The organism is Leclercia sp. UBA5076 (genome assembly GCF_002416465.1).
Classification (GTDB): Bacteria; Pseudomonadota; Gammaproteobacteria; order Enterobacterales; family Enterobacteriaceae; genus Enterobacter.
In genome coordinates this window covers 205,970-225,163 of sequence record NZ_DIAO01000011.1, presented here as the reverse complement: position 1 = coordinate 225,163, position 19,194 = coordinate 205,970, and the positions used below count along the sequence as shown (strand labels likewise).

General features: G+C 56.6%; 18 protein-coding genes. 13 read left to right on the top strand and 5 right to left on the bottom strand.

Features of this window, described 5'->3' with window-relative positions:
• Window positions 1-4: 4 nt before the first annotated feature.
• Together malF and malE are read right to left on the bottom strand one after the other, a co-directional pair.
• Entirely contained in the window at window positions 5-1,549 is a 1,545-nt protein-coding gene (gene malF, locus B3X29_RS11565) for a maltose ABC transporter permease MalF (protein ID WP_159340274.1), read from the bottom strand.
• A gap of 117 nt (window positions 1,550-1,666) precedes the next feature.
• Window positions 1,667-2,857 carry a maltose/maltodextrin ABC transporter substrate-binding protein MalE gene (gene malE, locus B3X29_RS11560; RefSeq protein ID WP_139156313.1) on the bottom strand — a complete coding sequence of 397 codons (1,191 nt, stop codon included), beginning with the start codon at window positions 2,855-2,857 and terminating at the stop codon, window positions 1,667-1,669.
• Window positions 2,858-3,227: 370 nt separating this feature from the next.
• Between malE and malK the strand changes: the two genes are divergently transcribed.
• The 5 genes from malK to ubiA all read left to right on the top strand — a co-directional run bounded on the left by malK (window position 3,228) and on the right by ubiA (window position 8,354).
• A complete protein-coding gene (gene malK, locus B3X29_RS11555; RefSeq protein WP_159340273.1) occupies window positions 3,228-4,337 on the top strand; it encodes a maltose/maltodextrin ABC transporter ATP-binding protein MalK in 1,110 nt (369 codons plus the stop codon).
• A 71-nt stretch (window positions 4,338-4,408) separates the two neighbouring features.
• Window positions 4,409-5,716 (top strand): maltoporin, encoded by a 1,308-nt coding sequence (locus B3X29_RS11550; protein WP_103181013.1) that lies wholly within the window; start codon window positions 4,409-4,411, stop codon window positions 5,714-5,716.
• A 113-nt stretch (window positions 5,717-5,829) separates the two neighbouring features.
• Window positions 5,830-6,792: a maltose operon protein MalM gene (malM, locus tag B3X29_RS11545; protein WP_159340272.1), complete on the top strand. Its 963-nt coding sequence runs from the start codon at window positions 5,830-5,832 to the stop codon at window positions 6,790-6,792.
• Window positions 6,793-6,974: 182 nt separating this feature from the next.
• Window positions 6,975-7,472 (top strand): chorismate lyase, encoded by a 498-nt coding sequence (gene ubiC, locus B3X29_RS11540; protein WP_156653720.1) that lies wholly within the window; start codon window positions 6,975-6,977, stop codon window positions 7,470-7,472.
• A 12-nt stretch (window positions 7,473-7,484) separates the two neighbouring features.
• On the top strand, window positions 7,485-8,354 hold the full coding sequence (gene ubiA, locus B3X29_RS11535) for a 4-hydroxybenzoate octaprenyltransferase (RefSeq protein ID WP_159340271.1): 870 nt from the start codon (window positions 7,485-7,487) through the stop codon (window positions 8,352-8,354).
• Between the two features lie 93 nt (window positions 8,355-8,447).
• Here the strand turns inward: ubiA and plsB are convergent, their stop codons facing one another.
• Complete coding sequence (gene plsB / locus B3X29_RS11530) at window positions 8,448-10,868, bottom strand: glycerol-3-phosphate 1-O-acyltransferase PlsB (RefSeq protein WP_103177842.1); 2,421 nt, start codon at window positions 10,866-10,868, stop codon at window positions 8,448-8,450.
• A 155-nt stretch (window positions 10,869-11,023) separates the two neighbouring features.
• Between plsB and B3X29_RS11525 the strand changes: the two genes are divergently transcribed.
• From B3X29_RS11525 to B3X29_RS11510, 4 genes are all read left to right on the top strand, one after another.
• Complete coding sequence (locus tag B3X29_RS11525) at window positions 11,024-11,392, top strand: diacylglycerol kinase (RefSeq protein WP_103177843.1); 369 nt, start codon at window positions 11,024-11,026, stop codon at window positions 11,390-11,392.
• 109 nt (window positions 11,393-11,501) lie between these two features.
• On the top strand, window positions 11,502-12,110 hold the full coding sequence (lexA, locus tag B3X29_RS11520) for a transcriptional repressor LexA (RefSeq protein WP_103825393.1): 609 nt from the start codon (window positions 11,502-11,504) through the stop codon (window positions 12,108-12,110).
• 63 nt (window positions 12,111-12,173) lie between these two features.
• Complete coding sequence (gene dinF / locus B3X29_RS11515) at window positions 12,174-13,493, top strand: MATE family efflux transporter DinF (RefSeq protein ID WP_159340270.1); 1,320 nt, start codon at window positions 12,174-12,176, stop codon at window positions 13,491-13,493.
• Window positions 13,494-13,634: 141 nt separating this feature from the next.
• Window positions 13,635-13,844 carry a CsbD family protein gene (locus tag B3X29_RS11510; RefSeq protein WP_103177846.1) on the top strand — a complete coding sequence of 70 codons (210 nt, stop codon included), beginning with the start codon at window positions 13,635-13,637 and terminating at the stop codon, window positions 13,842-13,844.
• Window positions 13,845-13,912: 68 nt separating this feature from the next.
• Here B3X29_RS11510 and zur read toward each other — a convergent pair whose 3' ends face one another.
• Window positions 13,913-14,428 (bottom strand): zinc uptake transcriptional repressor Zur, encoded by a 516-nt coding sequence (gene zur, locus B3X29_RS11505; RefSeq protein WP_039031935.1) that lies wholly within the window; start codon window positions 14,426-14,428, stop codon window positions 13,913-13,915.
• A gap of 112 nt (window positions 14,429-14,540) precedes the next feature.
• On the opposite strand from zur, the gene B3X29_RS11500 reads away from it, so the two are divergent.
• The 4 genes from B3X29_RS11500 (at window position 14,541) to pspG (ending at window position 17,964) form a co-directional block, all read left to right on the top strand.
• Window positions 14,541-15,029 (top strand): cupin domain-containing protein, encoded by a 489-nt coding sequence (locus B3X29_RS11500; protein ID WP_180209705.1) that lies wholly within the window; start codon window positions 14,541-14,543, stop codon window positions 15,027-15,029.
• A 164-nt stretch (window positions 15,030-15,193) separates the two neighbouring features.
• The gene (locus B3X29_RS11495; RefSeq protein ID WP_159340269.1) at window positions 15,194-16,504 is read left to right on the top strand and encodes a conjugal transfer protein TraF; all 1,311 of its coding nucleotides are present in this window, start codon (window positions 15,194-15,196) and stop codon (window positions 16,502-16,504) included.
• Window positions 16,505-16,584: 80 nt separating this feature from the next.
• The gene (gene dusA, locus B3X29_RS11490) at window positions 16,585-17,580 is read left to right on the top strand and encodes a tRNA dihydrouridine(20/20a) synthase DusA (RefSeq protein WP_103177849.1); all 996 of its coding nucleotides are present in this window, start codon (window positions 16,585-16,587) and stop codon (window positions 17,578-17,580) included.
• 141 nt (window positions 17,581-17,721) lie between these two features.
• Window positions 17,722-17,964: an envelope stress response protein PspG gene (pspG, locus tag B3X29_RS11485; RefSeq protein WP_039031939.1), complete on the top strand. Its 243-nt coding sequence runs from the start codon at window positions 17,722-17,724 to the stop codon at window positions 17,962-17,964.
• 187 nt (window positions 17,965-18,151) lie between these two features.
• Here the strand turns inward: pspG and B3X29_RS11480 are convergent, their stop codons facing one another.
• A complete protein-coding gene (locus B3X29_RS11480) occupies window positions 18,152-19,135 on the bottom strand; it encodes a quinone oxidoreductase (RefSeq protein ID WP_159340268.1) in 984 nt (327 codons plus the stop codon).
• Window positions 19,136-19,194 lie beyond the last annotated feature (59 nt).

The window sequence follows — 19,194 nt, the reverse complement described above, 5'->3', positions numbered from 1 at the left end:
CTCCTTAGTCAAACTTCATGCGGGTTGCTTTCAGGTTCACGATTGCCAGCGCGCCCACCAGCAGGAAGATCAGGGTGGCAATCGCCGCCGCCAGACCGAAGTCCTGACCACCGCCGCCTTCGAAGGCGATACGGTAGGTGTAGCTCACGAGCAGGTCGGTATAACCGGCTGGCGTAGTGGTGCCGAGACGGTCCGGGCCACCGTTGGTCAACAGCTGAATCAGCACGAAGTTGTTAAAGTTAAAGGCGAAGCTGGCAATCATCAGCGGCGTCAGCGGCTTGATCAGCAGCGGGAGCGTAATCTTAAAGAAGTTCTGGAACGGGGTGGCTCCGTCCATGGCCGACGCTTCATACAGGTCATCCGGGATCGCCTTCAGCAGCCCCATGCACAGGATCATCATGTACGGATAGCCGAGCCAGGTGTTGACGATGATGATCATGCTGCGGGCGGTAGTCGGGTCGCTGAACCACGCCGGTTTGATACCAAACAGGCTGCTCAGCATCATGTTGATTTCACCAAAGCTCTGGTTGAACAGCCCTTTGAAAATCAGAATCGAAATGAACGACGGTACGGCGTAGGGCAGGATCAGCAGGACGCGGTAAATCGCTTTGCCTTTCAGGGCTTCCCACTGCACCAGGCAGGCCAGCACCATGCCAACGGCCACGGTCAGGATCACGGTCAGTATCGAGAAGACCACGGTCCAGACAAAGATGGCGAAGAACGGTTTCTGAATGCCTTCGTCGGTAAAGACGCGGGTAAAGTTATCCCAGCCGATGGTGACGGTATAGCCCGGGCTGAGCTTATCGTCGCCCCAGGTGCCGTCAGCATTCACGGACTGGTAGAAGCCGATGTCGTTATTCGGGCGGTACTTCACGCCGGTCTGGTTGTTGGTGAGTGTGCTATCATCGCCCAGCGTGTACAGCGGGCGGGTGCCGGAGAACTGGCGCAGCGAGCTCATAATGACTTTGCTTTCGTCCGGCAGTTCAGCGGTAATCTGGGTCAGCGCCTGACGGTTCTGGGTGATGACGCGCAGGTTGGCGCGTTCCCCATCCGGCAGGGCATCAGCTTCTTTCAGGGCCAGTTTCTGCTCGCCGCCAAATTTAAAGGCGTCGGAGACGTAATATTTGCCTGCGGCATCGTCGGTCAGCGCCAGCTTCCATTCGTCACCTGCGGGATAGAGACCAAAGTTAAAGGTCTTACCGGCCTGATAGGAACGATCCATCAGTACCTGCTGGGCGCGCTCCTGGGCGAGCTGGTTGGTGCTGCTGTAGTTGGTGAAAGCGATGGCGATGGTGCAAATAAGCGGGAACAGGACAAACAGCCCCATCCCGGCAACGCCTGGATAGACATAGCGCCAGGCGTAGGCTTTGCGGTTAGCAAAAATATAGAGGCCGACCGAGCTTAAAATCAGCGTCATGGCGGCAAACAGGTACTCCCCCTGGGCGTACATCAAAACAATAAGGTAACCCACCAGCAAACCCAGCAGACCAATCACTGACCATTTCAGCGTGTCGCTTTGCCACCAGTGTTTCTTTTTAACGACATCCATGGGGATCTTCCTCTACAACTGTGAAAACTTATTGTCAGGTGGCGCTCCGCTTACCTGACCTACGGCTCAAACCGTAGTTGTAGGGCGGGTAAGCGAAGCGCCACCCGCCGCTTTTACTTACTTAGTGATACGACCCTGAGCATCTTTCAGCGCAGCATCCACAGTCTGACGACCGCTGGCGGCGTTGATCACCGCGGTACGGGTGGCGTACCAGAAGGCAGCCATCTGCGGGATGTTAGGCATGATTTCGCCCTTCTCGGCGTTGCTCATGGTGGCGGCGATACGTGGATCTTTCGCCAGCTGCTCCTGGAAGGATTTCAGCGCGACGGCGCCCAGCGGTTTGTCCTTGTTCACTTCGTCCAGACCCTGATCGGTCAGCAGGTAGTTTTCGAGGAACTCTTTCGCCAGCTCTTTGTTCGGGCTGGCGGCGTTGATACCGGCACTCAGCACGCCAACGAACGGTTTAGACGGCTTGCCTTTGAAGGTTGGCAGCACCGCGACGCCGTAGTTGATTTTGCTCTTGTCGATGTTGGACCACGCCCACGGACCGTTGATGGTCATCGCGGTTTCACCCTTGTTGAAGGCCGCTTCGGCGATGGAGTAATCGGTATCCGCGTTCATCTGTTTGTTCTTGATCAGGTCAACCAGGAAGGTCAGACCCGCTTTCGCGCCCGCGTTGTCCACGCCGACGTCTTTCACGTCGTATTTGCCGTTTTCAAACTTGAACGCATAACCGCCGTCGGCTGCAATCAGCGGCCAGGTGAAGTACGGCTCTTGCAGGTTGAACATCAGCGCGCTCTTACCTTTCGCCTTCAGCTCTTTATCCAGCGCCGGGATCTCTTCCCAGGTTTTTGGCGGGTTCGGTACGAGGTCTTTGTTGTAGATCAGGGAGAGCGATTCAACCGCAACCGGGTAAGCGATCAGCTTGCCGTTGTAGCGCACGGCGTCCCAGGTGAACGGGAACAGCTTGTCCTGGAAGGCTTTATCCGGGGAGATCTCGGCCAGCAGGCCAGACTGAGCATAGCCGCCGAAACGGTCATGGGCCCAGAAGATAATGTCAGGGCCGTCGCCGGTTGCAGCAACCTGTGGGAATTTCTCTTCCAGCTTGTCCGGGTGTTCAACGGTGACTTTAATGCCGGTATCTTTCTCGAATTTTTTACCCACTTCAGCCAGGCCGTTATAGCCTTTGTCGCCGTTAATCCAGATTACCAGCTTACCTTCTTCAATTTTGGCGAGCGCAGGTGCGGAAATCATCATTGCTGCAAGGGCGGACAATGCGAAAACGCGTGCGCCAGTCTTGATATTCATATCTGCCATCCTTTTTGGTGATGTGCTGTGGATACATTGAGGTGGTTCAACGTCGCTCAGTCTCCTTATTTGACATCCTCTTTCCATCCTCCTGGCCCCTACGCCCCACCCCCTCTTTATGTGATCTGCGTTGCATAAATTTCAGTTATGTGTCCTGGCGCACACAAAAGAGCGATGAATTTTGCCGGTGACATCACGAATTTTGCCTCCGCCCCCGGGGGGCGCTGGCGGAGTCCACTCTCTCATCCTCCCGCCTCCTCCCCCATAAAAAAGGCTGGGGGTGGAGGATTCGCGAAATGCCCCGATACCGCATAGTCAGCCCATATTGAATGTTTCTGTTGATGACAGGCTGTAACGAAGGGAGTAGGGCATGGCGAGCGTAGAACTGCGTAACGTAACGAAAGCCTGGGGTGACGCGGTGGTATCGAAAGATATCAATCTCGATATCCAGGAAGGTGAATTCGTGGTTTTTGTTGGCCCGTCAGGCTGCGGTAAATCCACGCTGCTGCGTATGATTGCCGGTCTGGAAACCATCACCAGCGGCGATCTGATGATTGGCGATACCCGCATGAACGATATTCCGCCTGCGGAGCGTGGCGTCGGGATGGTCTTCCAGTCCTATGCGCTTTATCCCCACCTCTCCGTTGCCGAGAACATGTCGTTCGGCCTCAAGCTGGCGGGCGCCAAAAAAGAGACCATCAACCAGCGCGTGACCCAGGTTGCAGAAGTGTTGCAACTGGCGCATCTGCTGGACCGTAAGCCGAAGGCCCTGTCCGGTGGTCAGCGCCAGCGCGTGGCGATTGGCCGTACGCTGGTGGCAGAGCCGCGCGTGTTCCTGCTCGATGAGCCGCTGTCGAACCTCGACGCCGCGCTGCGCGTGCAGATGCGTATTGAGATTTCCCGTCTGCACAAGCGTCTTGGTCGCACCATGATTTACGTCACCCACGATCAGGTCGAAGCGATGACTCTCGCCGACAAGATTGTGGTGCTGGATGCCGGTCGCGTGGCGCAGGTGGGTAAACCGCTGGAGCTCTATCACTACCCGGCAGACCGCTTTGTTGCGGGCTTTATTGGCTCGCCAAAGATGAACTTCTTGCCGGTAAAAGTCACCGCCACTGCCATCGATCAGGTTCAGGTTGAGCTGCCGAACCGCCAGCAGGTGTGGCTGCCGGTAGACAGCGTAAACGTCAACGTGGGGGCCAACATGTCCCTCGGGATCCGTCCTGAACATCTGCTGCCAAGCCACATCGCTGATGTGACCCTGGAGGGCGAGGTTCAGGTGGTTGAGCAGTTAGGTCACGAAACACAGATTCATATCCAGATCCCAGCCATTCGTCAGAACCTGGTCTACCGCCAGAACGACGTGGTGTTGGTAAAAGAGGGTGCCACATTCGCTATCGGCTTGCCGCCAGAGCGCTGCCATCTGTTCCGTGAGGATGGCACCGCATGTCGTCGGCTGCATCAAGAGCCCGGCGTTTAAGCAATCCCAATAATAAGCACGAAACCATCAGGTGAAGTGTTCAAAGAAAAGCAATGATCTCAGGAGATAGAATAATGATTACTCTGCGCAAAGTCCCTCTGGCACTCGCCATTGCGGCAGGCATCCTGTCTGCCCAGGCCGGCGCTGTAGACTTCAAAGGTTATGCTCGTTCTGGCATTGGCTGGACCGGGAGTGGTGGCGAACAACAGTGTTTCCAGGCAACAGGTGCACAGAGCAAATACCGTCTTGGTAACGAATGTGAAACCTATGCCGAACTGAAACTGGGTCAGGAAGTGTGGAAAGAGGGCGACAAGAGCTTCTACTTCGACACCAACGTAGCCTACTCTGTTTCTCAGCAGAACGACTGGGAATCAACCAGCCCGGCCTTTCGCGAAGCTAACGTGCAGGGTAAAAACCTGATTGAATGGCTGCCAGGTTCCACTATCTGGGCCGGTAAGCGCTTCTATCAGCGTCATGACGTTCACATGATCGACTTCTACTACTGGGATATCTCCGGTCCTGGTGCAGGTATCGAAAACATCGATCTGGGCTTCGGTAAACTCTCTCTGGCAGCGACCCGTTCTTCTGAGTCCGGCGGCTCTTCTGCATTTGCCGACTTCGATGCAAATGGCGACCGTATTTACGACAATATCGTACCAAACGATGTCTTTGACGTTCGTTTAGCCGGTATGGAAATCAACCCAGGCGGTACGCTGGAGCTGGGCGTTGACTACGGTCACACCAACATTCCTGACGACTACTACCTGCAGCCTGGCGCCTCTAAAGATGGCTGGATGTTCACCGCTGAACATACTCAGAGCATGCTGAAAGGCTTTAACAAGTTTGTTGTTCAGTACGCAACAGACTCCATGACTTCTAACGGTAAAGGTATTCCGCAGGGTGCGAGCCTGAACAACGACGGCTCCATGATCCGCGTTCTTGACCACGGTGCTGTCACCCTGGCTGACCAGTGGGATCTGATGTACGTCGGTATGTACCAGAACATCGACCTGGACAATAACAACGGTACCGAGTGGTGGACCGTCGGTGTTCGTCCGATGTTCAAATGGACGCCAATCATGTCCACCTTGCTGGAAGTGGGCTACGACAACGTCAAATCTCAGAAAACTGACGACACCAACAGCCAGTACAAAATCACCCTGGCCCAACAGTGGCAGGCTGGCGACAGCATCTGGTCCCGTCCGGCTATCCGCGTCTTCGCAACCTACGCCAAGTGGGATGAGAAATGGGGTTACGCGAACAATGGCGATGCAGGCTACACCTCTGGCGTAGCGTACAACGACACCTCCGCGAAAACCTTCAGCCGTGGCGACAACGATGAGTGGACCTTCGGTGCCCAGATGGAGATCTGGTGGTAAGTCGTAACACCTGATGTATTGACCTAAAAGAGGGGCGCAAGCCCCTCTCTTCATAGGGTGCTGCGCGCTATTGCCTGGCCACCGCAGTGCTAACGCAATCTGAGGTAAACATAATGAAAATGAAAAAAAGTCTCGTCGCGCTGTGCCTCTCCGCAGGTCTGCTGGCAGGAGCTCCTGCCATCACGCTTGCGAACGTCAATTTCGTCCCACAAAACACCAGCGCTGCGCCTGCGGTTCCGGCAGCCGCGCTGCAACAGCTGGTCTGGACGCCTGTCGATCAGTCCAAAACCCAGACCACCCAACTTTCTACCGGCGGCCAGACCTTAAACGTGGCGGGGATCGCCGGCCCGGTGGCGGCGTACAGTGTGCCGGCTAATATCGGCGAAATCACCCTGACGCTGACAAGCGTGGTGGAGAAACAGACCAGCGTATTTGCACCGAACGTGCTGATTCTGGATCAGAACCTGACGCCGTCTGCCTACTTCCCAAGCGAATACTTCACCTACCAGGAGCCGGGCGTAATGAGCGCCGATCGTCTGGAAGGGGTCATGCGCCTGACGCCAGCCCTGGGTCAGCAGAAACTGTACGTCCTGGTCTTTACCACCGACAAAGATCTGCAGCAAACCACCAAACTGATCGATCCGGCGAAAGCCTATGCCAAAGGCACCGGCAACGCCGTACCGGATATTCCGGACCCGATTGCCCGTCATGTGACGGATGGCCAGCTGAAGCTGAAAGTCTCCACTAACAGCACCTCCAGCGTGCTGGTCGGTCCGCTGTTTGGCTCCTCCGGTCCTGGCCCGGTCACCGTAGGCAATACCGCGGCACCGGTCTATGCTGCGCCAGCGGTTGCACCTGCTGCGGCTCCGGCTGCCGCGCCAGCCGTTGCCCCGGCCCCGGCGAAGAAGAGCGAGCCGGTACTGACCGATACCGAAGCCTACTTTAATCAGGCCATTAAGCAGGCAGTCGCAAAAGGTGATGTCGATAAAGCGCTGAAACTGCTGGATGAAGCAGAGCGTTTAGGCTCGACCACTGCCCGTTCCACCTTTATCAGCAGTGTAAAAGGCAAGGGGTGACCGTCTCCCCACAATGCTGATTTTGTCAGTAGTTTGGTGCGCCCCTGTGGGCGCACTTTTTTTTGTGATTTACACCGCTGTTGCATCTCTGTTGCGATAATGTTCGCTAACTCACGTTTGCCCGCCCCCATTAGGCGTTTCTGCGATACAATAGCTTTACGTTATGTATTGGAGAGACTGGCATGTCACACCCCGCGCTTTTGCTCCTGCGTGCGCTGCGTTATTTTGACGAAATCCCTGCGCTGGAACCGGAGCAGCTCGACTGGCTGCTGCTGGAAGATTCCATGACTAAACGTTTTGAGCAGCAGGGCAAGAACGTCACCGTTACCCTCATTCAGGAGGGATTCGTCACGCCTGACGCGGTGGCGGATGAGCTGCCATTATTGCCGAAAGAGGCGCGCTACTGGCTGCGGGAGATCCTGCTCTGTGCCGACGGCGAGCCGTGGCTGGCCGGGCGCACGGTGGTGCCAGAATCCACTCTTACCGGGCCGGAGATGGCGCTGCAGCAGATGGGCAAAACCCCACTGGGACGCTATCTGTTCACCTCCTCCGAGCTGACCCGCGATTTTATTGAAATTGGACGCGATGCCGGATTATGGGGACGCCGTTCCCGCTTGCGCTTAAGTGGTAAACCCTTAATGCTGACCGAGCTGTTTTTACCGGCGTCACCGTTGTACTAAGAGGAAGAGAAAATGGAGTGGAGTCTGACGCAGAACAAGCTGCTGGCGTACCACCGCCTGATGCGAACGGATAAGCCGATCGGTGCGCTACTGCTGCTGTGGCCGACCCTGTGGGCGCTGTGGGTAGCAACCCCCGGGCTGCCGCCGCTGTGGATCCTGGCGGTATTTGTGGCGGGTGTCTGGTTGATGCGAGCCGCGGGCTGTGTGGTTAACGATTATGCCGATCGCAAATTTGACGGCCACGTGAAACGCACCGCGAATCGTCCGCTGCCGAGCGGTGATGTCACGGAGAAAGAGGCGCGGACGCTGTTTGTGGTGCTGGTCCTGCTCTCCTTCCTGCTGGTGCTGACCCTCAACACCATGACCATCCTGCTCTCCGTGGCAGCGCTGGCCCTGGCCTGGGTCTACCCGTTTATGAAGCGCTATACCCATCTGCCCCAGGTGGTGCTGGGCGCCGCCTTTGGCTGGTCGATCCCCATGGCCTTTGCCGCCGTCAGCGAAAGTGTGCCGCTGAGCTGCTGGCTGATGTTCCTGGCCAATATCCTCTGGGCGGTGGCCTACGATACCCAGTACGCGATGGTTGACCGCGACGATGATCTGAAGATTGGCATTAAATCGACGGCCATTCTGTTTGGTCGTCAGGACAAGCTGATCATTGGGATTTTGCAGGTCGCGGTGTTGGCACTGATGATGGCAATTGGTTACCTGAACCAGCTGAACGGGGCATTTTACGGGGCGGTTGCGGCGGCGGGTGTGCTCTTTATCTACCAGCAAAAGCTCATTGCCAACCGCGAACGCGAGGCCTGTTTTAAAGCGTTTCTGAACAATAACTACGTTGGTCTGGTGTTGTTTGTCGGGTTAGCGATTAGCTATTGGGCATAAAAAAGCCGGGTGGTGGCTTCGCCTTACCCGGCCTACGATTTGGCAGAATATGTAGGCCGGGTAAGCGTTAGCGCCACCCGGCTTTTTTACGCACTATTCTCCCTGCGTCGCGCTCTCAATCGTTAAGCGCACGTCAGAGGTGATCAGCTCTGCCAGCATCTGGTAAACCTTCATCGTCTCTTCCGGCTCGGCATCACCGCTGTCACTGATATAACCCTCATCACGTAGCGTCAATACCAGCGAACTGAAGACCGCTTTGTCGAAGAACTCCGGCGCGTTGATACCGTGCAGCATCGACAGACGCTGGGCCAGAGTACGGCTCTCTTTCTCCAGCGTACCGCGGTTGATCGACGGGTTGGCGCTCAGCAGCCAGAAGGTGATGGCGTAGCGCTGCACAGTCTCGCGCGCACCCGCCGCCAGCAGCTGTAGCGTGCGTGAGCGGGACGGGTTGATCACCAGAACGTCCTCTTTCTGCGTCATCAGCCCCTGGCGGACCAGCTCTTCAGTATGCTTATCCAGCACCTCTGCCAGCTCGTCGCTGTTCCAGCGCAGGAACAACTCGGCTTTCAGCATCGGGTAGAGAGCGGTGACATGCTCCAGCAGCGCCTGACGGCTGATCTGGCGATGCTGGGTCACGATGGCGGCCATCAGCGAAGGCAGCATCAGCATATGCGCGATGTTATTGCGGTAGTAGGTCATCAGCACCGCCTGCTCGCGCGGCAGAATGATGATATCGCCGATCGTGTCTTTCTCGACCTCGAACTTGTTCATCTGCAATGCGTGATCGATGAGCTCGCTGGCGCTGGCCGTCGGCACCGTGGCATCGGCGGCGTAGGGCACGTTGCGCATCAGGTTCAGGTAGCAGTCGATCTGCTCGGTCAACTGCTCGCGGGTGAGCGAGCGCTGGCGTGAGGCAAGCAGGGCGGTACAGCACAGGTTCATAGCGTTCGCCGCCCCGGCGTTGTTAATGCGCACCATCAGATCGGCAGCAATGGCGTTCACCGTCGGCGTCAGCCAGGCCGGACGCACCGCTTCGATCGGATCGATGGACTCACGCCACTCCGGTACACGGTGGTTGAGGTAGGTCATCAGCGGCATCGGCTCGCCGAAGTTAACATACCCCTGGCCGAGGTTACGCAGCTTGCTCAAACCACGCAGCATCTGCAGCAGGCTCTCTTTCTCTTTGGTGGCGCCGCGCAGCTCTTTGGCGTAGGTGCCCACTTCCATCACGTGCTCGTAACCGATGTAGATCGGCACCAGGGTGATAGGACGCGTACCGCCGCGCAGCATCGCCTGGATAGTCATCGACAGGGTGCCGGTCTTCGGATCGAGCAAACGCCCGGTACGGGAACGGCCACCCTCCACAAAGTACTCGACGGAATAGCCGCGGCTGAACAGCTCGCCCAGATATTCACGGAAGACGGTGGAGTAGAGCTTGTTGCCTTTAAAGGTACGGCGAATAAAGAACGCACCCAGACGGCGGAAGATCGGCCCTGCCGGCCAGAAGTTAAGGTTAATGCCCGCCGCAATGTGCGGTGGCACCAGCCCCTGGTGATAGAGCACGTACGAGAGCAGCAGGTAGTCCATGTGGCTGCGGTGGCAGGGCACGTAGACAATTTCATGGCCGTCATGGGCCAGCTGGCGCACACGCTCGGCGTTGTGCACGTTAATCCCCTGATAGAGACGGTTCCAGGTAAAGCTCAGGATACGGTCGCTGAGGCGGATCATCTCGTAGGAGAAGTTGGCGGCAATCTCTTCCATCAGGGCGATGGCGTTTTGCTGCGCCTTCTCATGGGAGATCTTTTTGCTGCGCGCTTCGTCTTCGACGGCACGGGCAATGGCTTTCGACGCCAGCAGCTTATTGAACAGATCCTGGCGAGCAGGCAGGCGCGGGCCTACCGCGGCAAGACGCTGGCGGGCAAAGTGCATACGCGCCACGCGGGCCAGCTTCTGGGCGATGGTTTTATCCGTGCCGTGCTCATCGGCCATGCGGCGCAGGGAGACGGAAGGTGAAAAACGGACAAAGCTGTCGCGGCCCAGCCAGTTGACGGCGAAAAACTTCTGCACCCCGTTGAGCATGCGCAACGGCGGATTCTCTTCGCCTTTATCGCGCCCCGGACGACGGCCAAACATCACCGATACCGGCACCATCTGCACATCCAGCAGCGGGTTGCTGCGGTGCAGGTCGAGGTAATCATGGAACAGCTTAATGGACTCTTCTTTCGGCGTGTACCAGGTGAATACGCGAGGTCCGCCGTGGATAAAGATGTAGCGTGGCAGTTGGGTGCCGTCGATCTCCAGCGGCTCCAGCGGATCCGGGAGATCGTGCGCCAGGCATTGGGCGCGGAGCGTCAGCAAGTCGGCCTTCGAGTTGTAAGGCAAAACGTACATAATAGGACGCGAGGTATCGAGTCCCAATTCCAGCGTGGGAACCGCCGGAATAGACTTGCTTTTTACCAGGACGCTTAATGGTAAATTAAGTAATTTGTAGTAAATTCGTGGCCAGCCAGACATAAACGATGTAAAGCCTCTGGTTAAAAATGCAATTGCGGCGCAAGGATAACAGAAAGCGCGCAAAATTTCTGTTGTTACCCGTCATACTTCCGGCGGCAGCGCAGCGCGCTTAAGCCACCGTTTCTGACGCTATTTTCGAAGAAAGGTTTCTTTTAATGGCCAACAATACCACTGGGTTAACCCGAATCATTAAAGCTGCCGGCTATTCCTGGAAAGGCATTCGTGCTGCCTGGATCAATGAAGCCGCTTTTCGCCAGGAGGGGGTAGCAGTCATCGCGGCGATTATTATTGCCTGCTGGCTGGACGTTGATCCCATCACCCGCGTACTCCTGATTGGATCGGTAATGTTGGTGATGATAGTCGAAATTTTGAACAGTGCGATCGAGGCGGTGGTCGACCGCATTGGCAGCGACTTCCATGAGCTTTCGGGCCGGGCGAAAGATATGGGCTCTGCCGCTGTGCTGATGGCGATTATCGTTGCCCTGTTTACCTGGGTCACGCTGCTTTGGGGACATTTGCGATAAGCCTTCAGAAACCGAACAAGTCTCTGGTTTTTTATGCGGTTTGTGGTTCCAAAATCGCCTTTAGCTGTATATACTCACAGCATAACTGTATATACACCCAGGGGGCGGAATGAAAGCGTTAACGACCAGGCAGCAAGAGGTGTTTGATCTCATTCGGGATCATATCGGCCAGACGGGTATGCCGCCGACGCGTGCAGAAATCGCGCAGCGTCTGGGCTTCCGTTCTCCAAACGCCGCTGAAGAGCACCTTAAAGCCCTGGCGCGTAAGGGTGTGCTTGAGATTGTCTCCGGCGCGTCTCGTGGTATTCGTCTGCTCGTTGAAGCAGAAGAGGGCCTTCCGCTTGTCGGTCGTGTCGCCGCCGGGGAACCGCTGCTGGCGCAACAGCATATTGAAGGCCACTATCAGGTCGATCCGGGCATGTTCAAACCGAGCGCGGACTTCTTGCTGCGCGTCAGCGGGATGTCCATGAAGGATATCGGCATTCTCGACGGCGATCTGCTGGCGGTACATAAAACGCAGGATGTGCGCAACGGCCAGGTCGTTGTGGCGCGCATAGATGATGAAGTGACCGTTAAGCGTCTGAAAAAACAGGGCAACACGGTACAGCTGCTGCCGGAAAACAGCGAGTTTTCCCCGATTGTTGTCGATCTGCGTGAACATAACTTTTCCATCGAAGGGCTGGCGGTAGGCGTCATCCGCAACGGTGAATGGTTATAACCTCTTTCTGACAGACTGCGGCAACGCCGCAGTCTGCTTTTCTTTTTTCTCCCGGTCATACACATGTCTCTGCTGACTGCTTCAGACAAGGCGTTGTGGCGTCTTGCCCTCCCGATGATCGTCTCCAATATCAGCGTCCCGCTGCTGGGGCTGGTGGATACCGCCGTTATCGGCCATCTTGACTCTCCGGTCTATCTGGGCGGTGTCGCCATCGGCGCCACGGCAACCAGTTTCCTGTTTATGCTGCTGCTCTTTTTGCGTATGAGCACCACCGGTCTCACCGCTCAGGCCTATGGCGCGAAAGATCCGCTGCGTCTGGCCCGGGCGCTGGTGCAGCCGCTGATCCTCGCGCTCGGCGCCGGTCTGCTGATTGTGCTGCTGCGCACACCGCTTATCGATCTGGCGCTACATATCGTGGGTGGCAGCGAGGATGTCCTGCATCAGGCGCGGCGCTTCCTTGAGATCCGCTGGCTCAGCGCCCCGGCATCGCTGGCTAATCTGGTGCTGCTCGGCTGGCTGCTGGGGGTGCAGTATGCCCGGGCACCGGTGATCCTGCTGGTGGTGGGTAATCTGCTCAATATCGTGCTGGATCTGTGGTTGGTGATCGGGCTGAAAATGAACGTGCAGGGGGCCGCTCTCGCGACCGCTGTCGCCGAATATGCCACCCTGCTGCTTGGCTTGTGGATGGTCTGGCGGGTGCTGGCTCTGCGCGGCATTTCCCTGGCGCTGCTGAAAGCGAGCTGGCGCGGCAATATCCGCAAGCTGCTGGCCCTGAACCGGGACATTATGCTGCGCTCGCTGCTGCTGCAACTCTGTTTCGGCGCGCTGACGGTGCTGGGCGCGCGTTTGGGGCCGGAGATTATCGCCGTTAACGCCGTGCTGATGACGCTACTCACCTTTACCGCCTACGCGCTGGATGGTTTTGCCTATGCGGTTGAAGCGCACTCCGGGCAGGCCTATGGCGCCCGGGAAAGCGGCCAGCTGCGCGAAGTATGGCGGGCAGCCTGCCGTCAGTCTGGCATGGTGGCGCTGGCCTTCGCGTTTGTCTATGCCCTGGCGGGTAACCCGATCGTGGCGCTGCTGACTTCGCTGCCAGAGCTGCGCGCGCTGGCGAGCCATTATCTTGTCTGGCAGGTGATTTTGCCGGTGGTGGGGGTCTGGTGCTATTTGCTCGACGGCATGTTTATCGGCGCAACCCGTGGCGCAGAGATGCGCAACAGTATGGCCGTCGCGGCCGCCGGGTTTGGTCTGACGCTGTTCACCTCGCCCTGGCTGGGTAATCACGGCCTGTGGCTGGCCCTGAGCGTGTTCCTGGCCCTACGGGGGCTCTCTCTGGGCTGGATCTGGCGCCGGCACTGGCGCAACGGCACCTGGTTTCAATAACGGCTTCACCTTACTGAATGGTAAAAGATTCCGAATAACAAACCCAACGCCGCACGCTTATCTATAATTATTATCACGTCCAGCACGAAATCTATTTCAGGACGAACTTATCCTTAACGACCGAGCGAAGAGGAATCGATGATGAATAAAGACCAAGTCGGCGGTAACTGGAAGCAGATCAAAGGTAAAGTAAAAGAACAGTGGGGCGACCTGACTGACGATGACATGACCGTTATCGAAGGTAAACGTGACCAGCTGGTGGGGAAAATTCAGGAACGCTATGGTTATGAGAAAGACCAGGCGGAGAAAGAAGTTGGTGACTGGGAAACCCGTAACAACTATCGCTGGTAATTCAGCTCTACCCGCAGGTACAGGGATGTGCACCCAGGGCGACCTTCAGGTCGCCCCTTTTTTTATGCTCAACGCGGCTTCTTTTTCAGCTGGATAGAGTGGTCATGCTGGCAATTTTCCTGATGGCGGCAGGCCTCGACTTCTACGCAGTTGCGGCACAGACCGTGCGCTTCAATCACGTTGTGACGCAGGGCAAATCCCATCTTCGCCGCCAGAGTATGCATGATGTCTTCCACCCCTTCCGCGCCTTCTTCCTTCACGCTGCCGCAGCGATCGCAAATAAACATCGCTGAGGTGTGGGTAGGCTGATCGAACAGGTGGCACAGCACATAGCTGTTGGTCGACTCCACTTTATGCACAAAACCCTGCTCAAGCAGAAAATCGAGCGCCCGGTATACGGTAGGGGGTTTCGCCTGCGGCTCGCTTTCGCGCAGCAGATCGAGCAGGTCGTAAGCGCTGATGGCCCCGTTTTGCAGGCTCAGCAGGCGCAACACTTCAAGGCGCTGCGGAGTCAGGCGCACATTGCGTTGCGCACAGAGCTTTTCGGCTTGTGCTAACAGTGCCTGCATTGTGGTCGTTTCCATTTTGCACCTCGAATAACGTGGAATAACAAACCGCCAGTTTACCATGTTCTGGCCTAAACGCCGAGATCCAGCAGGTGTGCTACCCTGACGAAAAACCACGGGGAACCAAAAGATGAAAAGACCGGACTGTATTCGACACTGGCGTGAGGTAGAAGGGGCCGACAATTCAACCTATCCCGATAGCACAGAGCGTTTCTCCATTGGCGCGCCCCTGGCTCGAGCGCTTGGCTTAGGCCGCCTCGGTATTCACCATGAACGCCTGCCGCCTGGGCGTCGTACCTCCTATCCACATGCCGAAAGCGATGAAGAGGAGTTTATCTTTGTGCTGGAGGGTTATCCCGAAGCCTGGATCAACGGGTATTTATGGAAGCTGGAGCCGGGGGACAGCGTAGGATTTCCGGCCGGGACGGGGGTTTGCCACACCTTTATTAATAATACCACTGAAGAAGTGCGGTTATTAGTGGTGGGCGAAGCCAATAAAAAATATAACCGAATTTATTATCCGCTAAATGCAGTATATGCCGCCACCCGTGAAGATCGCTGGATCGATCACCCGCCACAATTTTTTGGTCCGCATGATGGAAAACCCGGGCGAAAATAAATTCTTGTTCTATACCTATTTAAAGCCATAAGGAAATCAATAGCTTATCTAATACTAAAGTTTAAGACATATTTAGCTTCTAATACTTTTTTCACAGAGGACGTATTTCCCTGCGCGGCGTATAGCCGCCGGGGTTAATTTACCCAAAATAAGTCAGGTGTCCTGTGAAAATAAAACTCAAACTTTCTGTGGCGGGAATTGCCACCGGTATTCTTTTGTCTCATCAGGCTGGAGCCGCAAATACCTGGACGGAAGCACGCGGCGATGCAATGGGCGGAACAGGCGTTGCATCGGCCCATTATGGCAGCGGGGTGTTAATTAACCCGGCGCTGTTGGCAAAATCAAAAGAAGAGGATGACGTCGCCATCATTTTCCCCTCCGTGGGAGCGCAAATTAGCGATAAAGACAATTTGCAGGATAAGATCGATGAAATCAGCGATGAGATCACCGACGATCGGCAGATGATCGACGATCTGACCGTGGCGCAGATCGCCGCCGATCCGCAAGGCACGCTTAGTGAGCTGCAGAGAGCCGCCGGCAGCCTTGCCGATCAGCTGGAATTTCTTGATGGCAAAACGGCGCATGCCAACGCCGGCGGTGGGATAGCCGTGAGCATCCCGGGTTCCGGCCTGTCGCTGGCGTTTGTCGCCAAAGCTAATGCCCATGCCCGCGTCAGCTCAGAAATCGATCCTCAGGACATCGATTTTTTACGCCGATTGCAGGGTAGCCCGGGAATGACCAACCAGATGGCGCTGAGCGCGGCGCGCAACGGCAGCGACGTGATTACCCGCAATCTTAACTCTGTTGCCATGGGCAGAGGGGCCATCGTCTCCGATTATGGCGTGGCGATTGCCCGTCAGTTTACGGTAAGCGACCTGCCGGTTTCGGTGGGCGTCACGCCGAAACTGCAGCAAACCTGGCTCTATAACTACACCACCTCCATTTATACCTACGACAGCGGCGACTTTAACAGCAGCCGCTACCGTAACGACGATACCAGTTTTAACGTCGATGTCGGCGTGGCGGTGGACTTTGGTGAGAACTGGACGGTGGGCCTGAGCGGGCAGAACCTCTTATCACGTGATATTGATACCAATGACATCCGCATTCTCAACGGGCGTACCGGGCAGGTGGTGAGCTATCAGGACACATACCAGATCCGCCCGCTGGTCACGGCGGGTGTCGCCTGGCATACCGGCCTGCTGACCCTCAGCGCCGATGGCGATCTGACCGAAACCCGCGGCTTTAAGAGTGAAGAAAACGCGCAGTATGTCGGCGTGGGGGCAGAAGTGACCCCGCTGAGCTGGCTGGCGGTACGCGCAGGCTTTCGCGGTGACGTGAGGGGCACCGACAGCAACGTCTTCACGGGCGGGTTAGGCTTTGCGCCGTTTAATACCGTGCATATCGATTTGACCGGTATTTACGGGGAAGATGAAACCTGGGGGGCCGGGGCCCAGTTGAGCCTGACCTTCTGAAGGCATCCGGAGGCGCTCGGCCTCCGGCGAATATGTGCTATAGTAGCGCCCCATTTTCACCAGATGCTTAAAACTTCGCCATGTCGTCAGAAAACTCGTCCCGCTATCCTGCCCACCGTTTTTCCATCGCGCCGATGCTCGACTGGACAGACAGACATTGCCGCTACTTCCTGCGTCTGCTGTCGCGCCACACCCTGCTCTATACCGAGATGGTGACCACCGGGGCGATCATTCACGGCAAGGGTGACTATCTCGCCTACAGCGAAGAGGAGCATCCGGTGGCGTTGCAGCTGGGCGGCAGCGATCCGGCGGCGCTGGCGCACTGCGCGAAGCTGGCTGAGGCGCGTGGCTACGACGAGATTAACCTCAACGTCGGCTGCCCTTCCGATCGTGTGCAGAACGGCATGTTTGGCGCCTGCCTGATGGGTAATGCGCAGCTGGTGGCCGACTGCGTGAAAGCGATGCGTGACGTGGTCTCCATTCCGGTGACGGTAAAAACCCGCATCGGCATCGACGATCAGGACAGCTACGAATTTCTCTGTGATTTTATCGGTACGGTGGCTGGTAAGGGGGAGTGCGAGATGTTTATCATCCATGCCCGCAAAGCCTGGCTCTCTGGCCTGAGCCCGAAAGAGAACCGTGAGATCCCGCCGCTGGATTACCCGCGCGTGTATCAGCTGAAGCGCGATTTCCCTCAGCTGACCATGTCCATTAACGGCGGCATCAAGTCCCTTGAAGAGGCGAAAGGGCATCTGCAGCATATGGACGGCGTTATGGTGGGCCGTGAGGCGTACCAGAACCCGGGCGTGCTGGCGGCGGTAGATCGCGAAATCTTTGGTGTGGACGTTGCCGATCGTGATCCGGTGGCGGTGGTGCGGGCGATGTACCCTTACATTGAGCGCGAGCTGAGCAACGGCACCTATCTGGGCCACATCACCCGTCATATGCTGGGGCTGTTCCAGGGTATTCCGGGGGCGCGCCAGTGGCGCCGTTACCTGAGTGAAAACGCCCATAAAGCGGGTGCCGATATCGAGGTGCTGGAGCAGGCGCTGCGTCTGGTGGCAGACAAACGATAATTTTCACCAATACTTCGTCAAATTCACCACGCCCGGCACCGCATTGCCGGGCGTTTTTTTTCAATATCAATAGGTTATTTTTGGCACGGATCTTGTAAATATCACATCAGCGTATCGTTGTGATGCATTTGGGAGAGAGCCATGCTGGAACTACTTTTTGTGATTGGATTTTTTGTCATGCTGTTGGCAACCGGCGTCTCGTTGCTGGGGATCATCGCCGCACTGGTGGTTGCGACAGTGGTGATGTTTATTGGGGGACTGTTTGCCCTGATGTTGAAACTGTTGCCGTGGTTGCTGTTAGCCGTGGCGGTGGTGTGGGCAATACGGGCGATTAAATCGCCAAAACTTCCACGCTATCAGCGCAATAACCGTTTTCGTTACTAAGGTATTGAGCGGTTCGTCACATCCTTGCAACTTTTACGGCATCATCACTTAGAACAGAATAGGATTTAGTTATCGAATCTGTCACTATGACCGCCGTTAAAGAATTCATCGCGCTGTACCCTACATACAGCCGAACTAAAAAAAAGCAAAGCAAGAAAGGGCTTCCCAAGGGAAGCCCAATTTTTTATCAAGGGATAAGCAAACTCGATCCCTGCGTCGCCCGACTCTCCAGCGCTTCATGCGCGCGTTGCGCATCACTCAGCGGATACTTCTGCGCCTCGGCCACATCCACCTTAATGACCCCGCTGGCAATCAACGAGAACAGCTCGTTGCTGGCCTCGACCAGTTCGTCATGGTTGGTGATATAGCCCTGCAGCGAAGGACGGGTGGCAAACAGCGACCCCTTCTGGTTAAGAATGCCGAGGTTAACGCCGGTCACCGGGCCGGAAGCATTGCCGAAGCTGACCATCAAGCCGCGACGTTGCAGGCAGTCCAGCGAAGCTTCCCAGGTGTCTTTCCCCACCGAGTCATACACCACACGCACCTTCTTGCCGCCGGTGATCTCTTTCACCCGCTCAACAATGCTCTCTTCACGGTAGTTAATCACCTGCCAGGCACCCGCCTGGAGCGCGCGCTGCGCCTTTTGCGCATTGCCGACCGTACCGATAAGTTTAGCCCCCAGCGCTTTCGCCCACTGGCAGGCGATCAGGCCCACACCGCCGGCGGCAGCGTGGAACAGAAACTGTTCGTCAGGTTTGATTTCGTAGGTTTTACGCAACAGGTAGAAGACCGTCAGCCCCTTCAGGAAGGAGGCGGCTGCCTGCTCACAGGAGATGGCGCCGGGCAGAATCGCTGCTTTATCTGCCGGGACGTTATGGACCGAGCTGTAGGCGCCGAGAGCCGATTGCGCATACACCACGCGATCGCCCTCTTTAATATGTTTTACCGCACTACCGACTTTCACCACCACGCCCGCCGCCTCGGTACCCAGACCGCTCGGCAGAGCAGGGGGCGGATAGAGCCCGCTGCGGATGTAGGTGTCGATGTAGTTAATACCAATGGCTTTGTTTTCGACCTGGACTTCGTTCTCCCCAGGCGCGGTGGGAGTGAACTCTACCGCCCTGAGAACGTCCGGGCCGCCGTGTTTATGAAATTCAATACGCGTTGCCATGCTCCCTCCATTAGAATTAGAAAATATGGTAATCTTTCGACCCACTCTCTATCTCGGTA